This is a genomic window from Pantoea sp. SGAir0418 (genome assembly GCF_043529865.1).
On sequence record NZ_CP027911.1, the window covers coordinates 2,899,961 to 2,917,971 of the forward strand.

The 18,011-nt window shown below is 54.2% G+C and carries 23 protein-coding genes, 1 tRNA gene and 2 pseudogenes; 13 read left to right on the forward strand and 13 right to left on the reverse strand.

All coding sequences use genetic code 11. The annotated features are described in order from the left end of the window. The first annotated feature begins 267 nt into the window (after window positions 1-267). On the forward strand, window positions 268-486 hold the full coding sequence (locus C1N84_RS13565) for a hypothetical protein (RefSeq protein WP_152391266.1): 219 nt from the start codon (window positions 268-270) through the stop codon (window positions 484-486). 56 nt (window positions 487-542) lie between these two features. Here C1N84_RS13565 and C1N84_RS13570 read toward each other — a convergent pair whose 3' ends face one another. Both C1N84_RS13570 and C1N84_RS13575 read right to left on the reverse strand, forming a co-directional pair. Continuing rightward, window positions 543-1,226 (reverse strand): VIT1/CCC1 transporter family protein, encoded by a 684-nt coding sequence (locus C1N84_RS13570; RefSeq protein ID WP_152391267.1) that lies wholly within the window; start codon window positions 1,224-1,226, stop codon window positions 543-545. A gap of 42 nt (window positions 1,227-1,268) precedes the next feature. Further along, window positions 1,269-1,850, reverse strand: coding sequence for a cytochrome b/b6 domain-containing protein (locus tag C1N84_RS13575; protein ID WP_159378390.1), 582 nt, complete (start codon window positions 1,848-1,850; stop codon window positions 1,269-1,271). 578 nt (window positions 1,851-2,428) lie between these two features. On the opposite strand from C1N84_RS13575, the gene C1N84_RS13580 reads away from it, so the two are divergent. The 3 genes from C1N84_RS13580 to C1N84_RS13590 all read left to right on the forward strand — a co-directional run bounded on the left by C1N84_RS13580 (window position 2,429) and on the right by C1N84_RS13590 (window position 3,209). Continuing rightward, window positions 2,429-2,755 (forward strand): DUF1203 domain-containing protein, encoded by a 327-nt coding sequence (locus tag C1N84_RS13580; protein WP_338119616.1) that lies wholly within the window; start codon window positions 2,429-2,431, stop codon window positions 2,753-2,755. 56 nt (window positions 2,756-2,811) lie between these two features. Beyond that, entirely contained in the window at window positions 2,812-2,940 is a 129-nt protein-coding gene (locus tag C1N84_RS13585; RefSeq protein WP_394516778.1) for an Ltp family lipoprotein, read from the forward strand. Between the two features lie 83 nt (window positions 2,941-3,023). After that, a complete protein-coding gene (locus tag C1N84_RS13590) occupies window positions 3,024-3,209 on the forward strand; it encodes an Ltp family lipoprotein (protein WP_394517478.1) in 186 nt (61 codons plus the stop codon). Here C1N84_RS13590 and C1N84_RS13595 read toward each other — a convergent pair. Together C1N84_RS13595 and C1N84_RS13600 are read right to left on the reverse strand one after the other, a co-directional pair. Then, on the reverse strand, window positions 3,192-3,512 hold the full coding sequence (locus tag C1N84_RS13595) for an ASCH domain-containing protein (RefSeq protein ID WP_264441538.1): 321 nt from the start codon (window positions 3,510-3,512) through the stop codon (window positions 3,192-3,194). The two genes, C1N84_RS13590 and C1N84_RS13595, sit on opposite strands and share 18 nt — an antisense overlap. Before the next feature lie 533 nt (window positions 3,513-4,045). Next, window positions 4,046-4,297, reverse strand: a complete 252-nt coding sequence (locus C1N84_RS13600; RefSeq protein WP_264441539.1) for a hypothetical protein — start codon at window positions 4,295-4,297, stop codon at window positions 4,046-4,048. A gap of 449 nt (window positions 4,298-4,746) precedes the next feature. Between C1N84_RS13600 and C1N84_RS13605 the strand changes: the two genes are divergently transcribed. Beyond that, window positions 4,747-5,196, forward strand: coding sequence for a carboxymuconolactone decarboxylase family protein (locus C1N84_RS13605; protein WP_136545611.1), 450 nt, complete (start codon window positions 4,747-4,749; stop codon window positions 5,194-5,196). 449 nt (window positions 5,197-5,645) lie between these two features. On the opposite strand, the gene C1N84_RS13610 is transcribed toward C1N84_RS13605, so the two are convergent. The 3 genes from C1N84_RS13610 to C1N84_RS13620 all read right to left on the reverse strand — a co-directional run bounded on the left by C1N84_RS13610 (window position 5,646) and on the right by C1N84_RS13620 (window position 6,596). Beyond that, window positions 5,646-5,876 carry an EexN family lipoprotein gene (locus C1N84_RS13610; protein ID WP_058759805.1) on the reverse strand — a complete coding sequence of 77 codons (231 nt, stop codon included), beginning with the start codon at window positions 5,874-5,876 and terminating at the stop codon, window positions 5,646-5,648. A gap of 167 nt (window positions 5,877-6,043) precedes the next feature. Then, on the reverse strand, window positions 6,044-6,412 hold the full coding sequence (locus C1N84_RS13615) for a hypothetical protein (RefSeq protein WP_264441558.1): 369 nt from the start codon (window positions 6,410-6,412) through the stop codon (window positions 6,044-6,046). Further along, complete coding sequence (locus tag C1N84_RS13620) at window positions 6,402-6,596, reverse strand: hypothetical protein (RefSeq protein WP_021509672.1); 195 nt, start codon at window positions 6,594-6,596, stop codon at window positions 6,402-6,404. Before C1N84_RS13620 ends, C1N84_RS13615 begins: the two co-directional genes overlap by 11 nt. Before the next feature lie 311 nt (window positions 6,597-6,907). On the opposite strand from C1N84_RS13620, the gene C1N84_RS13625 reads away from it, so the two are divergent. Further along, entirely contained in the window at window positions 6,908-7,087 is a 180-nt protein-coding gene (locus C1N84_RS13625) for a hypothetical protein (protein WP_136548049.1), read from the forward strand. Window positions 7,088-7,388: 301 nt separating this feature from the next. Here C1N84_RS13625 and C1N84_RS13630 read toward each other — a convergent pair. The 5 genes and pseudogenes from C1N84_RS13630 to C1N84_RS13650 form a co-directional block, all read right to left on the reverse strand. Next, window positions 7,389-7,571 (reverse strand): annotated as a pseudogene (locus tag C1N84_RS13630) (helix-turn-helix transcriptional regulator); the annotation flags it as partial. Between the two features lie 207 nt (window positions 7,572-7,778). Next, window positions 7,779-8,579 (reverse strand): hypothetical protein, encoded by an 801-nt coding sequence (locus C1N84_RS13635; RefSeq protein WP_264441559.1) that lies wholly within the window; start codon window positions 8,577-8,579, stop codon window positions 7,779-7,781. A gap of 145 nt (window positions 8,580-8,724) precedes the next feature. After that, window positions 8,725-9,951 (reverse strand): annotated as a pseudogene (locus C1N84_RS13640) (tyrosine-type recombinase/integrase). 165 nt (window positions 9,952-10,116) lie between these two features. Further along, a tRNA-Arg gene (locus C1N84_RS13645) sits at window positions 10,117-10,193 on the reverse strand. A 95-nt stretch (window positions 10,194-10,288) separates the two neighbouring features. Next, window positions 10,289-10,792 carry a DUF1198 family protein gene (locus C1N84_RS13650; RefSeq protein WP_152391275.1) on the reverse strand — a complete coding sequence of 168 codons (504 nt, stop codon included), beginning with the start codon at window positions 10,790-10,792 and terminating at the stop codon, window positions 10,289-10,291. A 175-nt stretch (window positions 10,793-10,967) separates the two neighbouring features. On the opposite strand from C1N84_RS13650, the gene folD reads away from it, so the two are divergent. Continuing rightward, a complete protein-coding gene (gene folD, locus C1N84_RS13655) occupies window positions 10,968-11,834 on the forward strand; it encodes a bifunctional methylenetetrahydrofolate dehydrogenase/methenyltetrahydrofolate cyclohydrolase FolD (RefSeq protein ID WP_058757932.1) in 867 nt (288 codons plus the stop codon). Beyond that, window positions 11,834-12,046: a ribosome-associated protein YbcJ gene (ybcJ, locus tag C1N84_RS13660; protein WP_058781236.1), complete on the forward strand. Its 213-nt coding sequence runs from the start codon at window positions 11,834-11,836 to the stop codon at window positions 12,044-12,046. The genes folD and ybcJ overlap by 1 nt, the downstream gene beginning before the upstream one ends. 82 nt (window positions 12,047-12,128) lie before the next feature. On the opposite strand, the gene cysS is transcribed toward ybcJ, so the two are convergent. After that, a complete protein-coding gene (gene cysS, locus C1N84_RS13665) occupies window positions 12,129-13,514 on the reverse strand; it encodes a cysteine--tRNA ligase (protein WP_021508630.1) in 1,386 nt (461 codons plus the stop codon). 218 nt (window positions 13,515-13,732) lie between these two features. Between cysS and ppiB the strand changes: the two genes are divergently transcribed. The 5 genes from ppiB to C1N84_RS13690 all read left to right on the forward strand — a co-directional run bounded on the left by ppiB (window position 13,733) and on the right by C1N84_RS13690 (window position 18,009). Beyond that, window positions 13,733-14,227 (forward strand): peptidylprolyl isomerase B, encoded by a 495-nt coding sequence (ppiB, locus tag C1N84_RS13670; RefSeq protein WP_021508631.1) that lies wholly within the window; start codon window positions 13,733-13,735, stop codon window positions 14,225-14,227. Further along, on the forward strand, window positions 14,227-14,943 hold the full coding sequence (locus C1N84_RS13675; protein WP_058781235.1) for a UDP-2,3-diacylglucosamine diphosphatase: 717 nt from the start codon (window positions 14,227-14,229) through the stop codon (window positions 14,941-14,943). Before ppiB ends, C1N84_RS13675 begins: the two co-directional genes overlap by 1 nt. A gap of 133 nt (window positions 14,944-15,076) precedes the next feature. Further along, a complete protein-coding gene (gene purE, locus C1N84_RS13680; protein WP_021508633.1) occupies window positions 15,077-15,586 on the forward strand; it encodes a 5-(carboxyamino)imidazole ribonucleotide mutase in 510 nt (169 codons plus the stop codon). Next, window positions 15,583-16,647: a 5-(carboxyamino)imidazole ribonucleotide synthase gene (gene purK, locus C1N84_RS13685; protein ID WP_264441560.1), complete on the forward strand. Its 1,065-nt coding sequence runs from the start codon at window positions 15,583-15,585 to the stop codon at window positions 16,645-16,647. Before purE ends, purK begins: the two co-directional genes overlap by 4 nt. Before the next feature lie 207 nt (window positions 16,648-16,854). Further along, window positions 16,855-18,009, forward strand: coding sequence for an IS481 family transposase (locus C1N84_RS13690; protein WP_238561055.1), 1,155 nt, complete (start codon window positions 16,855-16,857; stop codon window positions 18,007-18,009). Window positions 18,010-18,011: the final 2 nt, after the last annotated feature.

An 18,011-nucleotide genomic window follows, 5' to 3' on the forward strand; every position in this document is an offset into this window, starting at 1 on the left:
AGCCTAAGCCTTTAATTTGTTCGCGACCGTCACTTTGTCTGCCTTAGGAGAGCTGGAAGCCAGATATTTAATGAATAACTCACTGATTTTATTACGAGTGGTCACAGTGACCACCCGCGTCCTGAAGCTTAATCCAGCCCCCTCGTTTGAGGATAGCCCTGCTCTTCGGCCAGGTATAAATCTGTGAGCTGTTGTTTATATCATCAATTCTCACTTTAAGGATAAAGGCCATTCTGTCAAAGATTTCGTTTTTTATGGCGTCGGGGAATGTTTGATACTTCGCTCACGTCAGCACGCTCAGCCATCATCTGGCTGGCTGGCTGCTCAGGGGATGATTTTTTTCTGAATGAGGTTTTACCCGAAAAGTGCAAAACCCCAGACAGCGGCATTGCCTCTCATTTTGCTAATGCTCAACTGGAACTTAAGTCATTGATTTTTCCATTCGCCGTCACTTTGGCCCCGCCCGGATTGATGTCGACGGAATAGTCGATTAATACCCCTCAGATTTCAGTATCGAGGGGACTAGCGATCTCTCGCCTCACTTACCCTGCAAAATGCCCAAACATCACACCTGTTATTCCTGATAAACCCATCGCCAGGCTACTCCAGAAACTGATGCGAATGATACTGCGCATCACCGGTGCGCCGCCCACGATCGCAGCTAAAGCCCCCAGAAATACAAGCGCCAGGAGAGCTGCTAAGACAATAACGGCTATACCTGAATACGTCATTGCCACAATCAAAGGAATCAGCGCACCCGCGGTAAAACTGCCTGCGGAGAACAGCGCAGCCTGAAGTGGCCGTGCACTGAGGGTATCGGATATGCCGAGCTCATCACGGATATGTGCATCAAGGGCGTCGTGTTTCATCAACGCGCTGGCAACCTCCAACGCCAACTCCTTACTGAGTCCACGATGCACGTAAATGGCAGCCAGCTCGTGTTTTTCAGCCTGGTAATCACCCTCCAGCTCGGCCTGTTCCTCTGCAATAGCGACGCGCTCCGTGTCTACCTGTGAAGAAACCGAGACATACTCACCGGTTGCCATGGACATCGATCCTGCGACCAGTCCGGCTACACCAGCCAGAAGAATGCTCTGCGGCGAGCTGCCTGCAGCAACTACACCGGTCAGCAGGCTGGCGGTAGAAACAATGCCATCATTGGCCCCCATTACCGCTGCACGCAGCCTGCCTGAACGTGAAATTTTGTGCGATTCTCCAGACACCATAGTATTACTCCGGTCATTACCCTATCCAGGGGATGCGCAGGATCAGGTTTTTTCAGTCCCGGATGCCGGGGTCTTTCTTACCAGGAGCATATGTAATAACCCCATCAGGCCGTGCGCGTAAAAATAAATCTCGATGAACGTTGTCAGAAATTTGTGCAGACGGAGATAATATTCTGCTGCATCAGATGCATTTTTCAACAGTGTCTCTGCAAGAAACCAGACTCCTCCTGATGAGGCAACGAGAAGCAGTGCAAGAACGCCAAGTCCCTGTACGGCGGCAGCAATACCTCCCTGCGCAGCCCCGGGCAGTTTGCGCTGACTGATCAGTTTGATATCGCGTCTGATACCACTGAAATCCAACATCATCCACGCGTAATACCAGCGGAAGCCTCTTTGTGACAGCATCCATGCCAGTAGCATCAGGCCAAGGAAAATCAGCAGAAAACCAGAAACTACGTGAATCCAGGTTATCACGCCCTCAACACTGCTATCGGTAAGCAGCTCAGCCTCAATAAAATTGGAATTTATAATCTGAGATAAAATAAGTACCGCCACAGCAATATGTAGACCGCGAAAAAAGGGAGCGTAGCTATACGGAATTACGTCTACCAATTTAAATTTCATACTCACCCCAGGGAGAAAGACACCCCTGAAGGATGGTCTTTCAACATTAACTTATCCTTAAGTGACAAAATAATGCATCAGCAGTAACCTTCTGAAAGTATCATTATTTTAAAGAGAGCTTAACATCCTGCACTGACATTTTGTCCATAGCGGGCTCCATGGAGTGAATTATTGAACCAAATAGACCTCCGCCTTTGGCACATAGTAAATCGACAGTACACAAGATAATGTCCGCCATGAGGGAACAACCGAAATTTTGGAAAGGGAAAAGCTTAATATCCCCCTAACGTCACAGCGATGATCTTATAAAAGCAGTTCCGGCACAAAGCGGAATGACTAATGCCCATATTGCAGCAGTCATTTCCCTGTCCGAAAACAGCGAGCAAGGCTCAACAAGATGACGCTATCGTCTGCTGACTATCACAGGAGGCAAACATGCAATTTAGAATTTCAGGGCTTGATGCAACCCCCTTCCTTCATCTCTTTGGTAGAAAGAACATTACTTAAAAAAACACGGTGCGCTAAGAAGAGACGTCGACAGTTTTCCCGGCTATCCCGACAGAATTTCATTAAATGATATGCCCGTCGGTGAGACAGCGATACTGATTAATCATACCTATCAGCCTGCTGATACCCCCTATCACGGCACACATGCGATTTATCTCCGGGAAGGCTGTACTCATCAGGGGATATATATCAATGAAATCCCAAAATCACTCGCTGTCAGGCTCCTTTCAATGAGGGCCTTAGATGAAAAGCATTTCATGCTGGAGGCGGATATTTGTGACGGTGCGGCGGCGAAAAGTCGGCTGAATCATTTCTTTGACGATCCCACAGCCAGCTATGTCCATATTCATTATGCTAAGCCGGGATGTTACGCCTGCCTTGCCGAGCGTGTTCAGTGATTACCTGCGCCAGCTTGAGCATCGCTTCATACTGTTTGCAACGTCTGGAATCACTGATGTTAAACAATTTGACTGGGCCTCAAAATAATGCCGTTAGATTTGCGAAGCAATTTCTCAGTAGGAAAGCCTTCTCACGAAACGGACTTATTCAACAACTTTCATCGGATGCTGAAGATAGTTTCTAGATTTCTGACACTTCGGTAGCAGTGGACAACCTGAATATTGATTGGAATCAGGAGGCGGTGAAATTGCGAAGCAGTATCTCAACATGAAGGGCTTCTCATGCAAAGGCCTGATTCAGCAACTCTCCTCATGTGCCGGAGACACATATACAGTTGAGCAAGCAACCTACGGACAATACAGGCAGGTGGCTGCTAAAAAACGATGTGGTTTGAGTGACGTTTACCCTCGAACCACCGAATTCTCGGCTACAAACTTACGACGTAGGCGGTAAATGGTATATGACCGCAACTTCGGAATCCATCTCTATGCGCGGGTAGTGCTCACGCATCCCTTCTAGCAGTAATGCATCCGGCCATTCCACACTTTTTCCAAGCCTGGCCGCAACGTCAAAAAGCGGCATTTTTTCAACCTGCGTCACACATACCATGACCGTGTCATAGGCATCCTGCGCGTTTACGTAAAGCATAGGGCCCGGCACAATCTCGCATTCCCGCCATCGGATAGTATGACGCTTCCTGCCTGCGCGAACGTCCGGAAGCAGACGAGACACGATTTCAAGATACTGCAATGTCATATCACCTCCGGTGACCTGCACTAAGTAATGGATATAACGATCAGTAAGTAATATCGGTTTTTGACTAGTGGGTCGAATGTAATCTTATACAAGTTAGCTGATAAAAAAAGCAAAGCGTATCTTCTAAACGTCCGTTTCTGGCACAATGCGGATATTCTGCCCAGATTTCCTTAGTGAGCCTTAACGTCATGCCAGCAGTGTGTAAGCACCGCCATTTAAACCTCTCTTACTTCTCCCCACTTGCTCCCCACTTTTTCAGTTCCCCACTTGCTCCCCACCTGTTTTTTTCAAAACCCTGCTCAGCCCAGTACTGGTGCGGGTTTCAGGGGTTCTCCCCACTTTCCGGGTATATACAGGGAAAAAGTGGGGAATCCGGGGGCACGCTCCCCACCTTCCCCACCGCTTCCCCATTTTTTTACCCACTTTTATGATGTGAATGGAGCGTAAGGTGATCACCGTTCTGGATAATCAGATCATCATCAGTCAGCTTCTGCAGCCAGCGGGTAAAGTGTTTGGTATTAATCCCCATTGCTTTAATGGTCGTCGCGTACAATCATTTTTGTACATGCCTCCTGGCTGGCAATACGACTGCGAATAGCCTGCCAGAGTGCCATATGATTTCCTGTAATGTTCGGCACGCCGGCCAGTTCTGGTTCGCGCTCATCAGCCTCCCGGGCCACGTCCCGCACGGCCAGTGAATGGATTTCCTCTCCCTCTTCGTCCGTATACAGCCTGACCGGCTGCAGGTCGTACGCCCGGCGCTTCGGCTCTTCAGCGTCTTTCATCTTGGTGCAGGTCAGTATCAGGCGATGTTCTCATCCTCGCGCTTCACCTGAAACTCAGCGTCCAGCGCCGCGCGAAACGCGCTTGAGCCCCGCGCCCCTGTAGCCTCGTCTTTACCTGAGCGGTAAGCCACCAGCTTTGCTACAAGGCTGGCACCTTTTGGAGCAGTATTATCTGCTGTCCGCTATGCGCGGGAAACGGACATTATCGTGGTTTTTTCAGCACAAAATGATTGCTTTCAGAAAATGGTTTCCCTCTTTTACTTGACGAGATCCCCCTATGATTGTCCTACCGTTTAACTCATTTCTTGCCTCTTTTATCTACGACTTTAATGGCTAATATCACAATGTCTGAGCAGACGTACGAATTTAAATTCAGTCGTAGCGGTTCTGTGACAGACCATGATGATTAACAAATACTTACTTAAACATCTCAATAAGAGGATATAAGGATGAAGCGTCCAAACTGGTTTCAAGTTTCCGCTGAAGGTGGCAAGGCTATAGGAGCGCTCCATAATTACGCCATTACCGGGACAAGTTTGCCAGATGATCTGATTCATTTAATTTTTTTAAGAGTTTCACAGATCAATGGTTGTGCACACTGTATAGATATACATGCTCGCGATCTTATTAAGAGTGGCATGTCCGTCGAGAAGATTGTATTGGTGCCTGTCTGGAGAGAATCTACCTATTTATTCTCGGATATAGAGCAAGCTGCGCTCTCATGGGCGGAAGAAGTTACCCGTGTAAGTGAAACGCATGCTTCTGATGAAGCATATTCCGCAGCGCTTTCTGTATTCGGTGAAAAAGATTTGGTTGAACTTACCATTGTTATTGCCACTATGAATGCCATTAATCGTATGGGGATTAGTTTTCGAATGAAGCCGCTAGCTAAAGCCTGACAGATGTAAGCTACTCCTAAAATAGACTCTGGAGCCGTATTAAAGTCCGCTTTTGGCACAAAGCGGACGGGATCAGATAAACGTCCGCTCTGAGCGAAAAACGGGCATTACTTTAATGTAAATAATGGCATTTTTGATAGATGTTTACCGCTGTACGGTTTTCAAAACGAGATGTATATGCCGGCGGCTGTAAATCGCATTGTGCTCAAGCCACTGTTGCCGGAATTTTATCCAATCAAGTAGAGGAGAAGCCGGCGTATTTCGCCTGGTGTTGGCCGCCTGGTCCCTGTTATACCTTGAGATGGTATCGTCAGCCGCCGGCAAAATCACAATATGTACTGTTCCAGGGGGTAACGCCAGGGTCAGTTGACGGATTAGGTGGAACAGGCGTTCTATGGAATCGCTGAAGAATGACGTAAAAAAGCCGCCTCATGGCGGCTCGTATGGTTTTACCAACCCTTTTCTGGACTCTTTGTAAATTGGCCCGCGTGTACATCGGCATCAATCGCGTTGCGACAGTCTTCGGTGCCGCGCGGATTGGGTTCTTTACGGCATTCTTCATATTTAGATTTGCGCTCTTTGTTGTGAGCCTTGTACCATTCCTCGCTCTTTGCGCCCTCGTCGCAGCCGGTGAGCAGAATGGAAGTCAGCAGTCCCAGTGAAATCAGTCCAGTTTTCATCGTATCTTCCTTTTAATTAATGAATTGCGACAGCAATTACAGTCACCTGACGTGTCCAGTTTCACGTTTCGGCGGAATTGAAGCTTTCTGTCCAACCGGCGAGGAATGGAGACGCCAGATCATAATGGAGAACAGCGCGTCAGACAGGGTTTCCGTTTCCGTCATGCTCATTTCGGTATCCCTCCGCTCATCTGGAACTTGCCAATCAGCGGGTGGTACCAGTACGCCGAGCCGTACTTCCGTTTGGCCGCACGCAGCACCAGACGGGCCGCTTCACGGAATTTCTCGTCCGGCACCAGGTAACCTCCGGCCCTGTGCCGCACCAGCATCACGCCGGCGTTTTTTGCCAGCTCCTCCGCCTTTTTGGTGGAGATGCCAAACTCCGCCGCCAGCGTGCTGACCAGCGCCATGCCGGGCGGAATGGTGCCGCCCTGTGAATCCACCAGCGCGTTCAGGCTGGCCTCCAGGTCCCCGACGCGCGCAGTGAGCGCCTCCACCCGGCCGGCCAGCTCGTTAAACTTCACGTTACTGATCATGGTGCTTTCCTCCGTCAGCCCTGAGCGCGCGGTAGATCTCAAAGTTGATGTCGCAGGCCAGGCTGATGAGATGCCGCAGCTGGGGGGAACACTCCTGGCAGGCCTTGTCCATAATCACCTCAAACAGCGAGGTGGCCATCTCGGCCTGGAATTCAGCCTGATCTAAATCCATGGGCTCACGCATTTTGGGCCTCCTGAACGGGCAGCGGGTCCGCGAAAGAGAGGTTAAGGCAGCGGACAGCCTGCTCTGAGCCGGCGCCGGTGCAGAGACGGAGCGGGGGTACAGACCGGTCCTGACGCGAAACGACCAGGAAGCGGTGCTGATATCTGGGGCGAGTTTGGGTATGCTTGTTCATAGCCATAACTGTTACCTCGACTAACGGTTTGGTTAGACGCCTCGGTAGTGGGTCCAAGCACTGCTGAGGCGTTGCCTTTTTTACCATCTGTATGTAATGTGTCATTACACATAAACACATTACAACCGGTGTAATTAACGTGTCAACACACAAAAATGAAAGACGTGGTAATCCTCCTTTCCAGTTTCGGCTTGATCCCGAATTGCGAGACATGATGGAGCAGGCGCAGCAGAAAGATGGCGACGAATCTTTAGCTGCCTGGATAAAGCGCATCATTCGCAAAGAGCTCCAGTCCAGAGGTATAGAAACCAAAGGCTGACCAGTTCTGGCAGCTGCCTTGATAACTGCAATGTTCTCTGTTCTGTCCTCCGGAGCCGCCTTATGGCTGGATGAAGGGTGAGTCTGGGCACTGCCAGTCAAGGCAGTCATTTTTTTACCAATCATTTCTGTTACTCCGAATCAGTCTTTAATCAGAGCCGCCGCGACAGCGAGGGTGATAGTGCAATTAATTCATCGCAAGAGCGCGCAAGTTATTTTCATTCTGATTTAGAAGAGGCTTTGCATGCATTTGCGCTCCCGTTGTGTTGGGTTTTATCGGCGTTTAAAGATGGTGTAGCTGAGCGTGACGCATTGATGCGTTCTTGAATCCACGCATCGATCTCGCTTTCGATAAACGCAATCGCGCGGGCGCCAATTTTGACTGGCAAAGGGAAACGTTTTTCACTCATCAGGCGATACAGCCAGGCTTTGCTGTAGCCCGTGCGACGCTGAACTTCTGACAGGCGGATAAGTGATTCAGACATAGTGACCTCCTGATTCCTCGTGTGGTTTACAGGACTATTTCAGCAAGAAAAGAGAGAGAGATGTGGAAGCAGAGGTGAAATAACTGGAAGTGGAAACAAGCAAACTGGAAGTGTTCTGCTGGCATTCCCGAAGTGAAAGCCGATTTGGATGTCTGCAGAAACAGTTTTGGAAGTCTCTCCGGCTTGATGGGGCGAAACTGGAAGTGTTCAGGGTTCTGTTTTAACAATATGGCTTTCCAGCGCCGCTCTGAGTAAATCTGTCATCGCTTTACTGGTTATCTCTGTCCCCTTTCCATAGTCATTGATCGCCTTTCTCGCGGCTTCAACGACTGCACTCTTGTTCAGTCTGGCCCCTCTCAAATAACGACCGCCGGATTGTTCAAGAGCTACAGCCAGACCAGCAATCATCATCAGCGCAGTTTCCTTACCAGCGAAACGCCCCCATTTCACAGGCTCAGCGGCCAGAGCAGTTATAGTTTTGTCAGCCGGCAGGCGATCGGCTGGCAGGCGATCGGCTGGCGCATTATCCGCCCCTTCACAACGCAGTATCTTATATTGTTCATAGAGCTTACCTGCAGCCGGGAGATCGTCGGAGAATTCGACGGGAACAGGCAGGTCATTATGGAGCAGAAAAAGGAGCAGCTCTGTTTTTTTGAAATAGAATCCCTCGAATATCTGGAACCGGTCCACCAGATAAATATTGGGCCCAAACTCAGTGGGTGCCTTAAAATACTGACACCCGTGAGCAATTTTACTGAGAAAATTTAAACTTTTACTCTGGAAATCTTTATCTGACGCAAACCCTTTTTCACGTGAATAACTGTAAATTCTGAACTCGCAATGGTTTTGAGGATAAACGCCTGTAAAAGATCCAAGCGCGCGAGCCAGCAACATTGCGGCTTCATGCAATTCGCGTTTGCTGGCTTTAGCTACCACACGTATTGCATCTTTGAAATGCACGGCTTCAGCGTGTTCTTTATCCAGTTCTTCGAAGTTAATCTTTTGCATATGACGCACAGCATTCGTCAGCGATAGTGAGTAGATGAGGGGGCAGATGTTCAAACGTTTTCTGAATTCAGCCGCCACACAGGCTGGCTGTTTTTTTGTTCTTACGAAGTCTACTATCGTCTACTCTATGGGTCTACCGGTTCGTTCAGAGCCAGCCATCCGTACTCTCAGGCATGCCTGTCGGATTACGGGCTGTAGCCTTTTCCTGCGATTCGAGAAAGTCGGCATACCACTGAAGCATCGCCCGGCGCCCCTCCAGATACTGGGCATGGTTATAAACCCCCCGGATAGTATTTTTATCAGCATGAGCCAGCTGCGTTTCAATCCACGCCGTGTTGTAACCCTGCTCATGAAGGATGGTGCTCAGGGTGTGCCGGAAGCCGTGCCCGGTGGCTTTTCCGTCATAACCGATGCGCTTGATCACCTGATTGATACTGGCTTCGCTCATTGTTTTTCCTGCGTCATTACGCCCGGGAAAAACAAAGCGACCGCGCCCGGTCAGCTGTTTAAGCTCTTCAAGCAAAGCCAGTGCCTGCCTGGACAGCGGAACGATATGCGGGCGACGCATCTTCATTCGCGCCGCCGGAATCTGCCACAGGGCTTTATCCGGATCGAATTCAGCCCATTCAGCCGCCCGTAACTCAATCGTGCGCGTGCCGGTCAGCATCAGCAGCCTTGTGGCATACTGTGTCACTCTGCTGCCTGTATAGCCGCTGAGCGCGCGCAGGAAGTCACCCAGTTGGTCAGTGGTGAGATGAGGGAAATGCTTTTGCTTTGGCGCTTTCAGTGCGCCGGCGAGATCGGTAACCGGATTATGTTCTGCCCTGCCGGTAATCACTGCATAGGTGAAAATCTGTCGGCATGCCTGCCGGGTTTTCTTCAGCTTATCCAGAACGCCACGCTGTTCCATCTTACGCAGTACGGAAAGCATGTCGGTCGTTTTGATTTCAGTAATGGCACGCCTGCCAATCCAGGGGAAAACATCTTTGCGCAGATATTCGAGAATGTCGTCCGCATAGCCCTGAGACCAGCCCTCACGCTTGTGCGCATGCCACTCCAGAGCCAGCTCTTCGAAACTGTTGGTGACGGCTACACGCTGTGCCTGCTTTTCAGCCTGTTTTACCTCGCCCGGATCCTGTCCTGCAGCGAGCAGGCGCTTCGCCTCGTCACGTTTTGCCCGGGCATCAGCAAGCGGGACCTCAGGATATACCCCCAGTGATAACAGTTTTTCTTTGCCTGAGAAGCGTTACTTCAGCCGCCAGTAACGTGAGCCGCCGGGATGAACGAGCAAATATAACCCACCGCCATCGGACAGTTTGTAGGGTTTATCTTTGGGTCTGGCAGCGCTGACCTGACGGGCGTTTAGCTTCATTTTGGGGGTATCTCATTTCATTGAACGGGAGATACCCCCAAATGTACCCCCAGAATGATGTAGATTCCAGCAGATAAGGCTGTGCCTCAGCAGACGCTGATTTAGATAAGATGCTTGTTTTTAAGGGATTTTGTAGACTTCAGGAGAGGTTAAAAGAAGAGAGAATGGCACGCCCTACAGGATTCGAACCTGTGACCTACGGCTTAGAAGGCCGGTGCTCTATCCAGCTGAGCTAAGGGCGCATAGAAGATGCGTCGGATTATACGTCGGCACGCTGGCGCGTCAACGTTTTTGCCGCCAACGGACGGCAGAGTGTCGAGGGAATGAACAATTCGCCTTAATGACGCTGACGCCACTCGCTCAGCGAGACCAGATTACTCACCTCCGCGGATTCCCCTTCCAGTTCAATCCCCTGCGGCGTGAAGCGCGCATTATACTGCTCGCATAAGGCATGCAGCTCCTGGCTGTCCGGCTCAAGCTGGCGCAGAAAGCCCAGCGCCAGCAACAGCTGCTGACGTGAAATCAGAGCGGAGAACCCCGCCTTCGTCAGAATGTGATGCCAGCGCTGTGCGTTCCCATCGCTGCCATCAACAATCAGCACCTGCCAGATCAGCAGCACCGCCGCGCCATTATTGAGGTGCGCTTCGTTGTCGCCGCGAATGTAATCGGTGAACTCGTTTGCTGCCTCTTTGCCCATCTGCGCAAGCAGCGATTCAACATGCACTGGCGGCAGCTGCAGCCGCTTGCTGAGCGCCTGCGCGGCGTGGCGCGAACCGGCGGTCAGCAGCTGAAATCCCACAACAAACACTATCGCCAGCGTGGCGAGCATCAACCAAATCATCACGTGTTCCACATCGTTGCCTGGCGGGCATAATACGCGCTAAGCCTGGCGCGCGCCACGGCGAAAAATCGGGAAACCGATGGCGTAAACGAATCTGTGACTGACAGCCGCACGCGCTTCTGACAGAATAGGCGCCATCCCCGATTCAACTCTCTACAGATGGATTTCCTCTCTGATGGCAGCAAAAATTATTGACGGTAAAACGATTGCGCAGCAGGTGCGCCTTGAGGTTGCCGAAAAAGTGCAGCAGCGTCTCGCTGCCGGCAAACGCGCCCCTGGCCTGGCCGTGGTGCTGGTCGGTGAAAACCCGGCATCGCAGATCTATGTTGCTAACAAACGCCGCGCCTGCGAAGAGGTCGGTTTTGTGTCGCGCGCTTATAACCTGCCCGCCAGCACCAGCGAAGCTGAACTGCTGGAGGTGATCGATGAGCTGAACAATGACGACGCTATCGATGGCATTCTGGTGCAGTTGCCGCTGCCGGCCGGGATCGATAATGTCAAAGTGCTGGAGCGCATCACGCCGGATAAAGACGTTGATGGCTTCCATCCTTATAACGTCGGTCGTTTGTGCCAGCGCGCCCCTAAGCTGCGTCCGTGTACACCACGCGGCATCGTGACGCTGCTGGAGCGCTATAACATCGATACCTACGGCCTGAACGCCGTGGTGGTTGGTGCATCAAATATCGTCGGTCGCCCGATGAGCATGGAGCTGCTGCTGGCCGGCTGCACCACCACTGTCACGCACCGTTTTACCAAAGATCTGCGCCATCACGTTGAACATGCCGACCTGCTGGTGGTGGCGGTCGGTAAGCCGGGCTTTATCCCGGGCGACTGGATTAAACCAGGTGCGATTGTGATTGATGTCGGCATTAACCGGCTGGAAAGCGGCAAAGTGGTCGGTGATGTAGATTTTGCGTCAGCCTCTGAGCGCGCGGCTTACATCACGCCTGTACCGGGCGGCGTTGGCCCGATGACGGTCGCCACGCTGATTGAGAACACGCTGCTGGCGTGCGAACAGTATCACGACGTGGAGCAGGCATAATGGCGAGTTTTTCACTGGGTAAACATGCGCACGTTGATCTGTGCGATCTGCTGAAGCTGGAAGGCTGGGTCGAGAGCGGCGCGCAGGCCAAAGCGGTGATCGACGAAGGCGAAGTACGCGTCGATGGTGCCATCGAGACGCGTAAGCGCTGCAAGATTATTGCTGGTCAGACGGTTGAGTTTGCCGGTCAGCGCGTAACGGTTGTGGCCTGATTAGCCAGGTGCGCATGAATGCGCACCCTACACCCGTTGATCGCTGATGATAAAAAGGGCGAACCGCAGTTCGCCCTTTTTGTTATTTACGGCGCCAGCTTGACCCCTGCGGGCCATCTTCCACGATAACGCCCAGCTCGTTCAGCTTGTCACGAGCGATGTCCGCCTGCGCCCAGTCTTTCGCGGCGCGCGCATCGGCGCGGGTTTTCACCCAGTGTTCAATCTCCGCCACTTCATCGGCATTCACCTGTGCGCCACTCTGCAGGAACTGCTCCGGATCCTGCTGCAGAATGCCCAGCACATCGGCCAGCTGGCGCAGTTTCGCGGCCAGCGCATCGGCGGCGGCTTTATCTTCACCCTTCAGGCGATTGACTTCACGCGCCATATCGAAGAGCACCGAGTAAGCTTCCGGCGTGTTGAAATCATCGTCCATGGCGGTACGGAAGCGGGCTTCAAACGCCTCACCGCCAGCCGGCGTCGCGCTGGCATCGGTATGACGCAGCGCGGTGTAAAGGCGCTCCAGCGCCGCGCGTGCCTGATTCAGGTTATCTTCGCCGTAGTTGAGCTGGCTGCGATAGTGGCCGGACATCAGGAAGTAGCGCACGGTTTCCGCATCGTAGTGCTGCAGCACATCGCGCACGGTAAAGAAGTTGCCGAGCGATTTCGACATCTTTTCCCGGTCAACCATCACCATGCCGGAGTGCATCCAGTAGTTCACGTACGGGCCATCATGTGCACAGGTCGACTGCGCCACTTCGTTTTCATGGTGCGGGAACATCAGGTCTGAACCGCCGCCGTGGATGTCGAAATGGGTGCCAAGCTGTTTGCAGTTCATCGCCGAGCACTCAATGTGCCAGCCCGGACGGCCATTGCCCCACGGTGAGTTCCACGCCGGCTCATCGGCTTTGGACATTTTCCACAGCACAAAGTCCATCGGGTTGCGCTTCACTTCCGCCACTTCCACGCGCGCCCCGGCCTGCAGCTGTTCGAGATCCTGACGCGACAGCGCGCCGTAATCTTTATCGCTCAGCACATCAAACATCACGTCGCCGTTATCCGCCACGTAGGCATGGCCGCGATCGATCAGCTTGCCGACCAGTTCGATGATCTCCGCGATGTGGCGCGTGGCGCGCGGCTCGAGATCCGGCGGCAGAATACCCAACGCGGCAAAATCTTTGTGCATTTCGGCGATCATCCGGTTGGTCAGCGTTTCGATGCTTTCCCCGTTTTCGTTGGCACGTTTAATGATCTTGTCATCGATGTCAGTGATATTACGCACGTATTTCAGCTTATAGCCCACGTAACGCAGGTAACGCGCGACCACGTCGAATGCCACAAAGGTACGCCCATGGCCGATATGACAGAGGTCGTAAACCGTGATTCCACACACGTACATACCGATTTCACCGGCATGAATGGGTTTAAATTCCTCTTTCTGGCGACTCAGGGTGTTATAGATCTTTAGCATTGAACGATTCCGTTGTTTACGTGTGCGGGATACGCCTTCTTGATGTAGCCGGTTATTGTGCCGTATTTTTCCGACTTGTGCATCGCTCGCTTCGCAACTGCCGTTGCCTTACTGACGCGTTATTGGAAATTGTGATATAAGAGGCGTCTACAAAAATGCCCCGCCGCCTTGCCGGTGCGGCAGTTGATACTGACGACAACCTCCACAGGACGAATATAATGGTCACTTTCCAGACGAACCATGGCGATATCGTAATCAAAACCTTCGATGACAAAGCGCCGGCTACCGTACAGAACTTCCTGGACTACTGCCGTGAAGGTTTCTACGACAACACCATTTTTCACCGCGTGATCAACGGTTTCATGATTCAGGGCGGCGGTTTCGAGCCGGGCATGAAGCAGAAAGCCACCAAAGCAGACATCCGCAACGAAGCCAATAACGGCCTGAAAAACACCAAAGGCACGCTGGCGATGGCGCGTACCCAGGCACCTCACTCGGCTACCGCACAGTTCTTCATCAACGTTGCCGATAACGACTTCCTGAACTTCCGTGACGAAAGCCTGCAGGGCTGGGGTTACTGCGTGTTTGCTGAAGTGGTTGAAGGCATGGACGTGGTCGAAAAAATCAAAGCAGTGAAAACCGGCCGCAGCGGCATGCACCAGGACGTGCCGGTTGATGACGTGATCATCCAGAAAGTGACCGTCAGCGAGTAATGTCGCGCACGCTGTTTATCGCAGATTTACATCTGTGTCAGGAAGAACCGGCAATCACTGCCGGTTTTCTGCATTTTTTGCAGGGGGAAGCGCAGCAGTGTGATGCGCTTTACATCCTTGGCGATCTGTTTGAAGCCTGGATTGGCGATGACGATCCTAATCCGCTGCATCAGCAGATCGCCGACGCCCTGCGTGCCCTGCCGGTGCCAAAATTCTTCATTCACGGCAATCGCGACTTCCTGTTAGGTCAACAGTTCGCCCGCGCCAGCGGCATGACGCTGCTGCCCGAAGAGCAGGTGCTGGAGCGCTATGGTCAGCGCGTGCTGATGATGCATGGCGACACGCTGTGTACGGACGATCACGGTTATCAGCGTTTTCGCGCCAAAGTCCATCAGCGCTGGCTGCAGCGGCTGTTTCTCGCGCTGCCGTTGCGTCTGCGCATGCGCATTGCTGCGCGGATGCGGGCCGACAGCAAGCAGGCCAACCAGCACAAGTCACTGAGCATCATGGACGTCAACCCGCAGGCAGTAGCCGCGGCGATGACGCGCCAGCAGGTGTCGATCCTGGTTCACGGCCACACCCATCGCCCGGCGATTCATCAGTTCGAGCTCGCCGGCACGCCAGCGCAACGCGCGGTGCTGGGCGCGTGGCATGAGCGCGGATCGATGATTCAGCTGGACGCACAGGGCGTGCAGTTGATCGAATTTCCTTTCTGATTGTTTGCGGCGGAAATGCCGGTTTTCCGCCCACGCAACCGTTTTCCTTGCCGCTGTCTCGTGCTATTCTCTGTGCCCTTCTTTACCTGCCCGCCCGGCCAGGTTCGTTTGATTATTCACAGGAGTTGACCGCATGTCATCCAACGCCGCCCCGGCCCGTATCGCCATCGTCATGGGTTCCAAAAGTGACTGGGCTACCATGCAGTTCGCCGAGGAAATCCTTAACAGCCTGGATGTCCCGTTCCACGTTGAAGTGGTCTCTGCGCACCGTACGCCAGATAAGCTGTTCAGCTTTGCAGAGCGCGCAGCCGACAACGGTTTTCAGGTGATCATCGCCGGTGCCGGCGGTGCGGCGCACCTGCCAGGCATGCTGGCGGCGAAAACCCTGCTGCCGGTGCTGGGCGTACCGGTACAGAGCGCAGCGCTGAGCGGCGTGGACAGCCTCTACTCCATCGTACAAATGCCGCGCGGGATTCCAGTCGGTACGCTGGCCATCGGTAAAGCCGGTGCCGCCAACGCCGCACTGCTGGCGGCGCAGATCCTGGCGATTCACGATCGCGATCTGGCTGCACGCCTGGCCGCCTGGCGTCAGAGCCAGACCGATGAGGTGCTGAATAATCCGGATCCGCGGGAGGACGCATGAAGCCAGTTTGCGTACTCGGCAACGGTCAGCTGGGCCGCATGCTGCGCCAGGCCGGCGAGCCGCTGGGCATCGCCGTGTATCCGGTCGGGCTGGACGCGGAGCCGTCGGCACTGCCGATCGCGCAAAGCGTAATCACCGCAGAAATCGAGCGCTGGCCGGAAACCGCGCTGACGCGCGAGCTGGCTAACCATCCGGCGTTCGTCAACCGCGATATTTTTCCGCGCCTCGCCGATCGCCTGACGCAAAAGCAGCTGCTCGACCAGCTCAACCTGGCAACCGCGCCGTGGCAGTTACTGGCTGATAAAAGCGAGTGGTCGGCGGTATTTAGCACGCTGGGCGAGCTGGCGATCGTCAAGCGCCGCACCGGCGGCTACGACGGCCGCGGCCAGTGGCGCCTGCGCGCCGACGAAACCGCAACGCTGCCGGATGAGTGCTACGGCGAGTGCATCGTTGAGCAGGGTATTAACTTCAGCGGTGAAGTCTCGCTGGTGGGCGCGCGCGGGCACGATGGCCGCACGGTTTTTTATCCGCTGACGCACAACCTGCATCAGGACGGCATTCTGCGTACCAGCGTTGCCTTCCCGCAGGCTGATGCCGCGCAACAGCAGCAGGCAGAAGCGATGCTGAGCGCGATCATGCATGAGCTGAAGTACGTGGGCGTGATGGCGATGGAGTGTTTCGTCACACCGCAGGGCTTGCTGATCAATGAGCTGGCACCGCGCGTGCACAACAGCGGCCACTGGACGCAGAATGGCGCCTCAATCAGCCAGTTTGAACTGCACCTGCGTGCGGTGCTCGGTCTGCCGCTGCCGCAGCCGGTGGTGTTTGCGCCGTCGGTGATGGTCAACCTGATTGGCACCGACCTCAATACCGACTGGCTGCAGCAGCCGCTGGTGCATCTGCACTGGTACGACAAAGAAGTCCGCGCCGGACGCAAGGTCGGGCACCTGAATCTGACCGACAGCGATCCGGCACGCCTCATCGCCGCACTCAATGCGCTGGTACCGCTGCTGCCTGATGCCTATGCGAGCGGCATCGCGTGGGCCGTGGCGAAGCTGTAGTTCCGCGGTGTTCCCCTCACCCTTGCCCTCTCCCACAGGGAGAGGGGATTATACGGTGCGATTTTTAAGTTTGACGCTCACCTTAACATCCTAAAGTTACAGGCTCGATCGGCTCCCTCTCCCGTGGGAGTGTACAGTCCGGGGACATCGTGAACACTTGTTCGGGGACATGGTAGACACTTACAACTAAGGCATAAGAACCCGTTTATGGAGTCGCTTATGCCCTGGGATGCGAGAGATACCATGTCATTACGTACTGAGTTTGTTCTGTTCGCCTCGCAAGACGGGGCGAACATCCGCGAGCTGTGCCGCCGCTACGGCATATCTCCCGCCACCGGCTACAAGTGGCTTCGCCGCTGGGAGGAGGAAGGACCGTCCGGCCTTCAGGACCGCTCCCGCGCGCCCCGTCACTCACCCAGCCGCTCATCTGACGACATCACTGACCTTCTGCGTATGGCGCACGAGCTTCATCAGCACTGGGGGGCCCGCAAGATTAAGCGCTGGCTCGAAGACCGCGGGCACGGCATGCCGGCCTTCAGCACCGTCCACAACCTGATGGCCCGCCACGGCCTGCTGCCGGGCGCAGCGCCGGGCGTCCCGGCCACCGGCCGGTTTGAGCATGCGGCCCCGAACCGGCTCTGGCAGATGGATTTTAAGGGCCACTTTCCCTTTGGCGGCGGCCGCTGCCACCCGCTTACCCTGCTGGACGACCACTCCCGGTTCTCGCTGTGCCTGGTGCACTGCGCTGACGAACGGCGTGAGACGGTACAGGAGCAGCTGGTCAGCGTCTTTGAGCGCTACGGCCTGCCGGACCGGATGACGATGGACAACGGCTCGCCGTGGGGCGACACCACCGGCACCTGGACGGCAGTGGAGCTGTGGCTGATGCGCCACGGCATCCGGGTGGGGCACTCGCGGCCGTATCATCCGCAGACGCAGGGGAAGCTGGAGCGCTTTCACCGCAGCCTGAAGGCGGAAGTGCTGCAGGGGAAGTGGTTCGCGGACAGCGGTGAGCTGCAGCGCGCCTTCGACCACTGGCGGACGGTCTACAATCTCGAGCGCCCGCATGAGGCGCTGGAGATGGCGGTGCCGGCGTCGCGCTATCAGCCCTCATCGCGGCAGTACAGCGTCCGCGTAGCGCCACCGGAATACGACGAGGGCGTGATGGTCAGGAAGGTGGATATCAGCGGGAAGCTGAGCGTAAAAGGACTCAGCCTGAAGGCGGGAAAGGCGTTCAGGGGAGAGCGTGTCGGGCTGAAGGAGACGGGGGAAGACGGTTATTACGAGGTGTGGTGGTACAGCACAAAAGTGGGGGTGATCGACCTGAAGAAAAAGTCGATCACCATGGGTAAAGGATGTTAAAA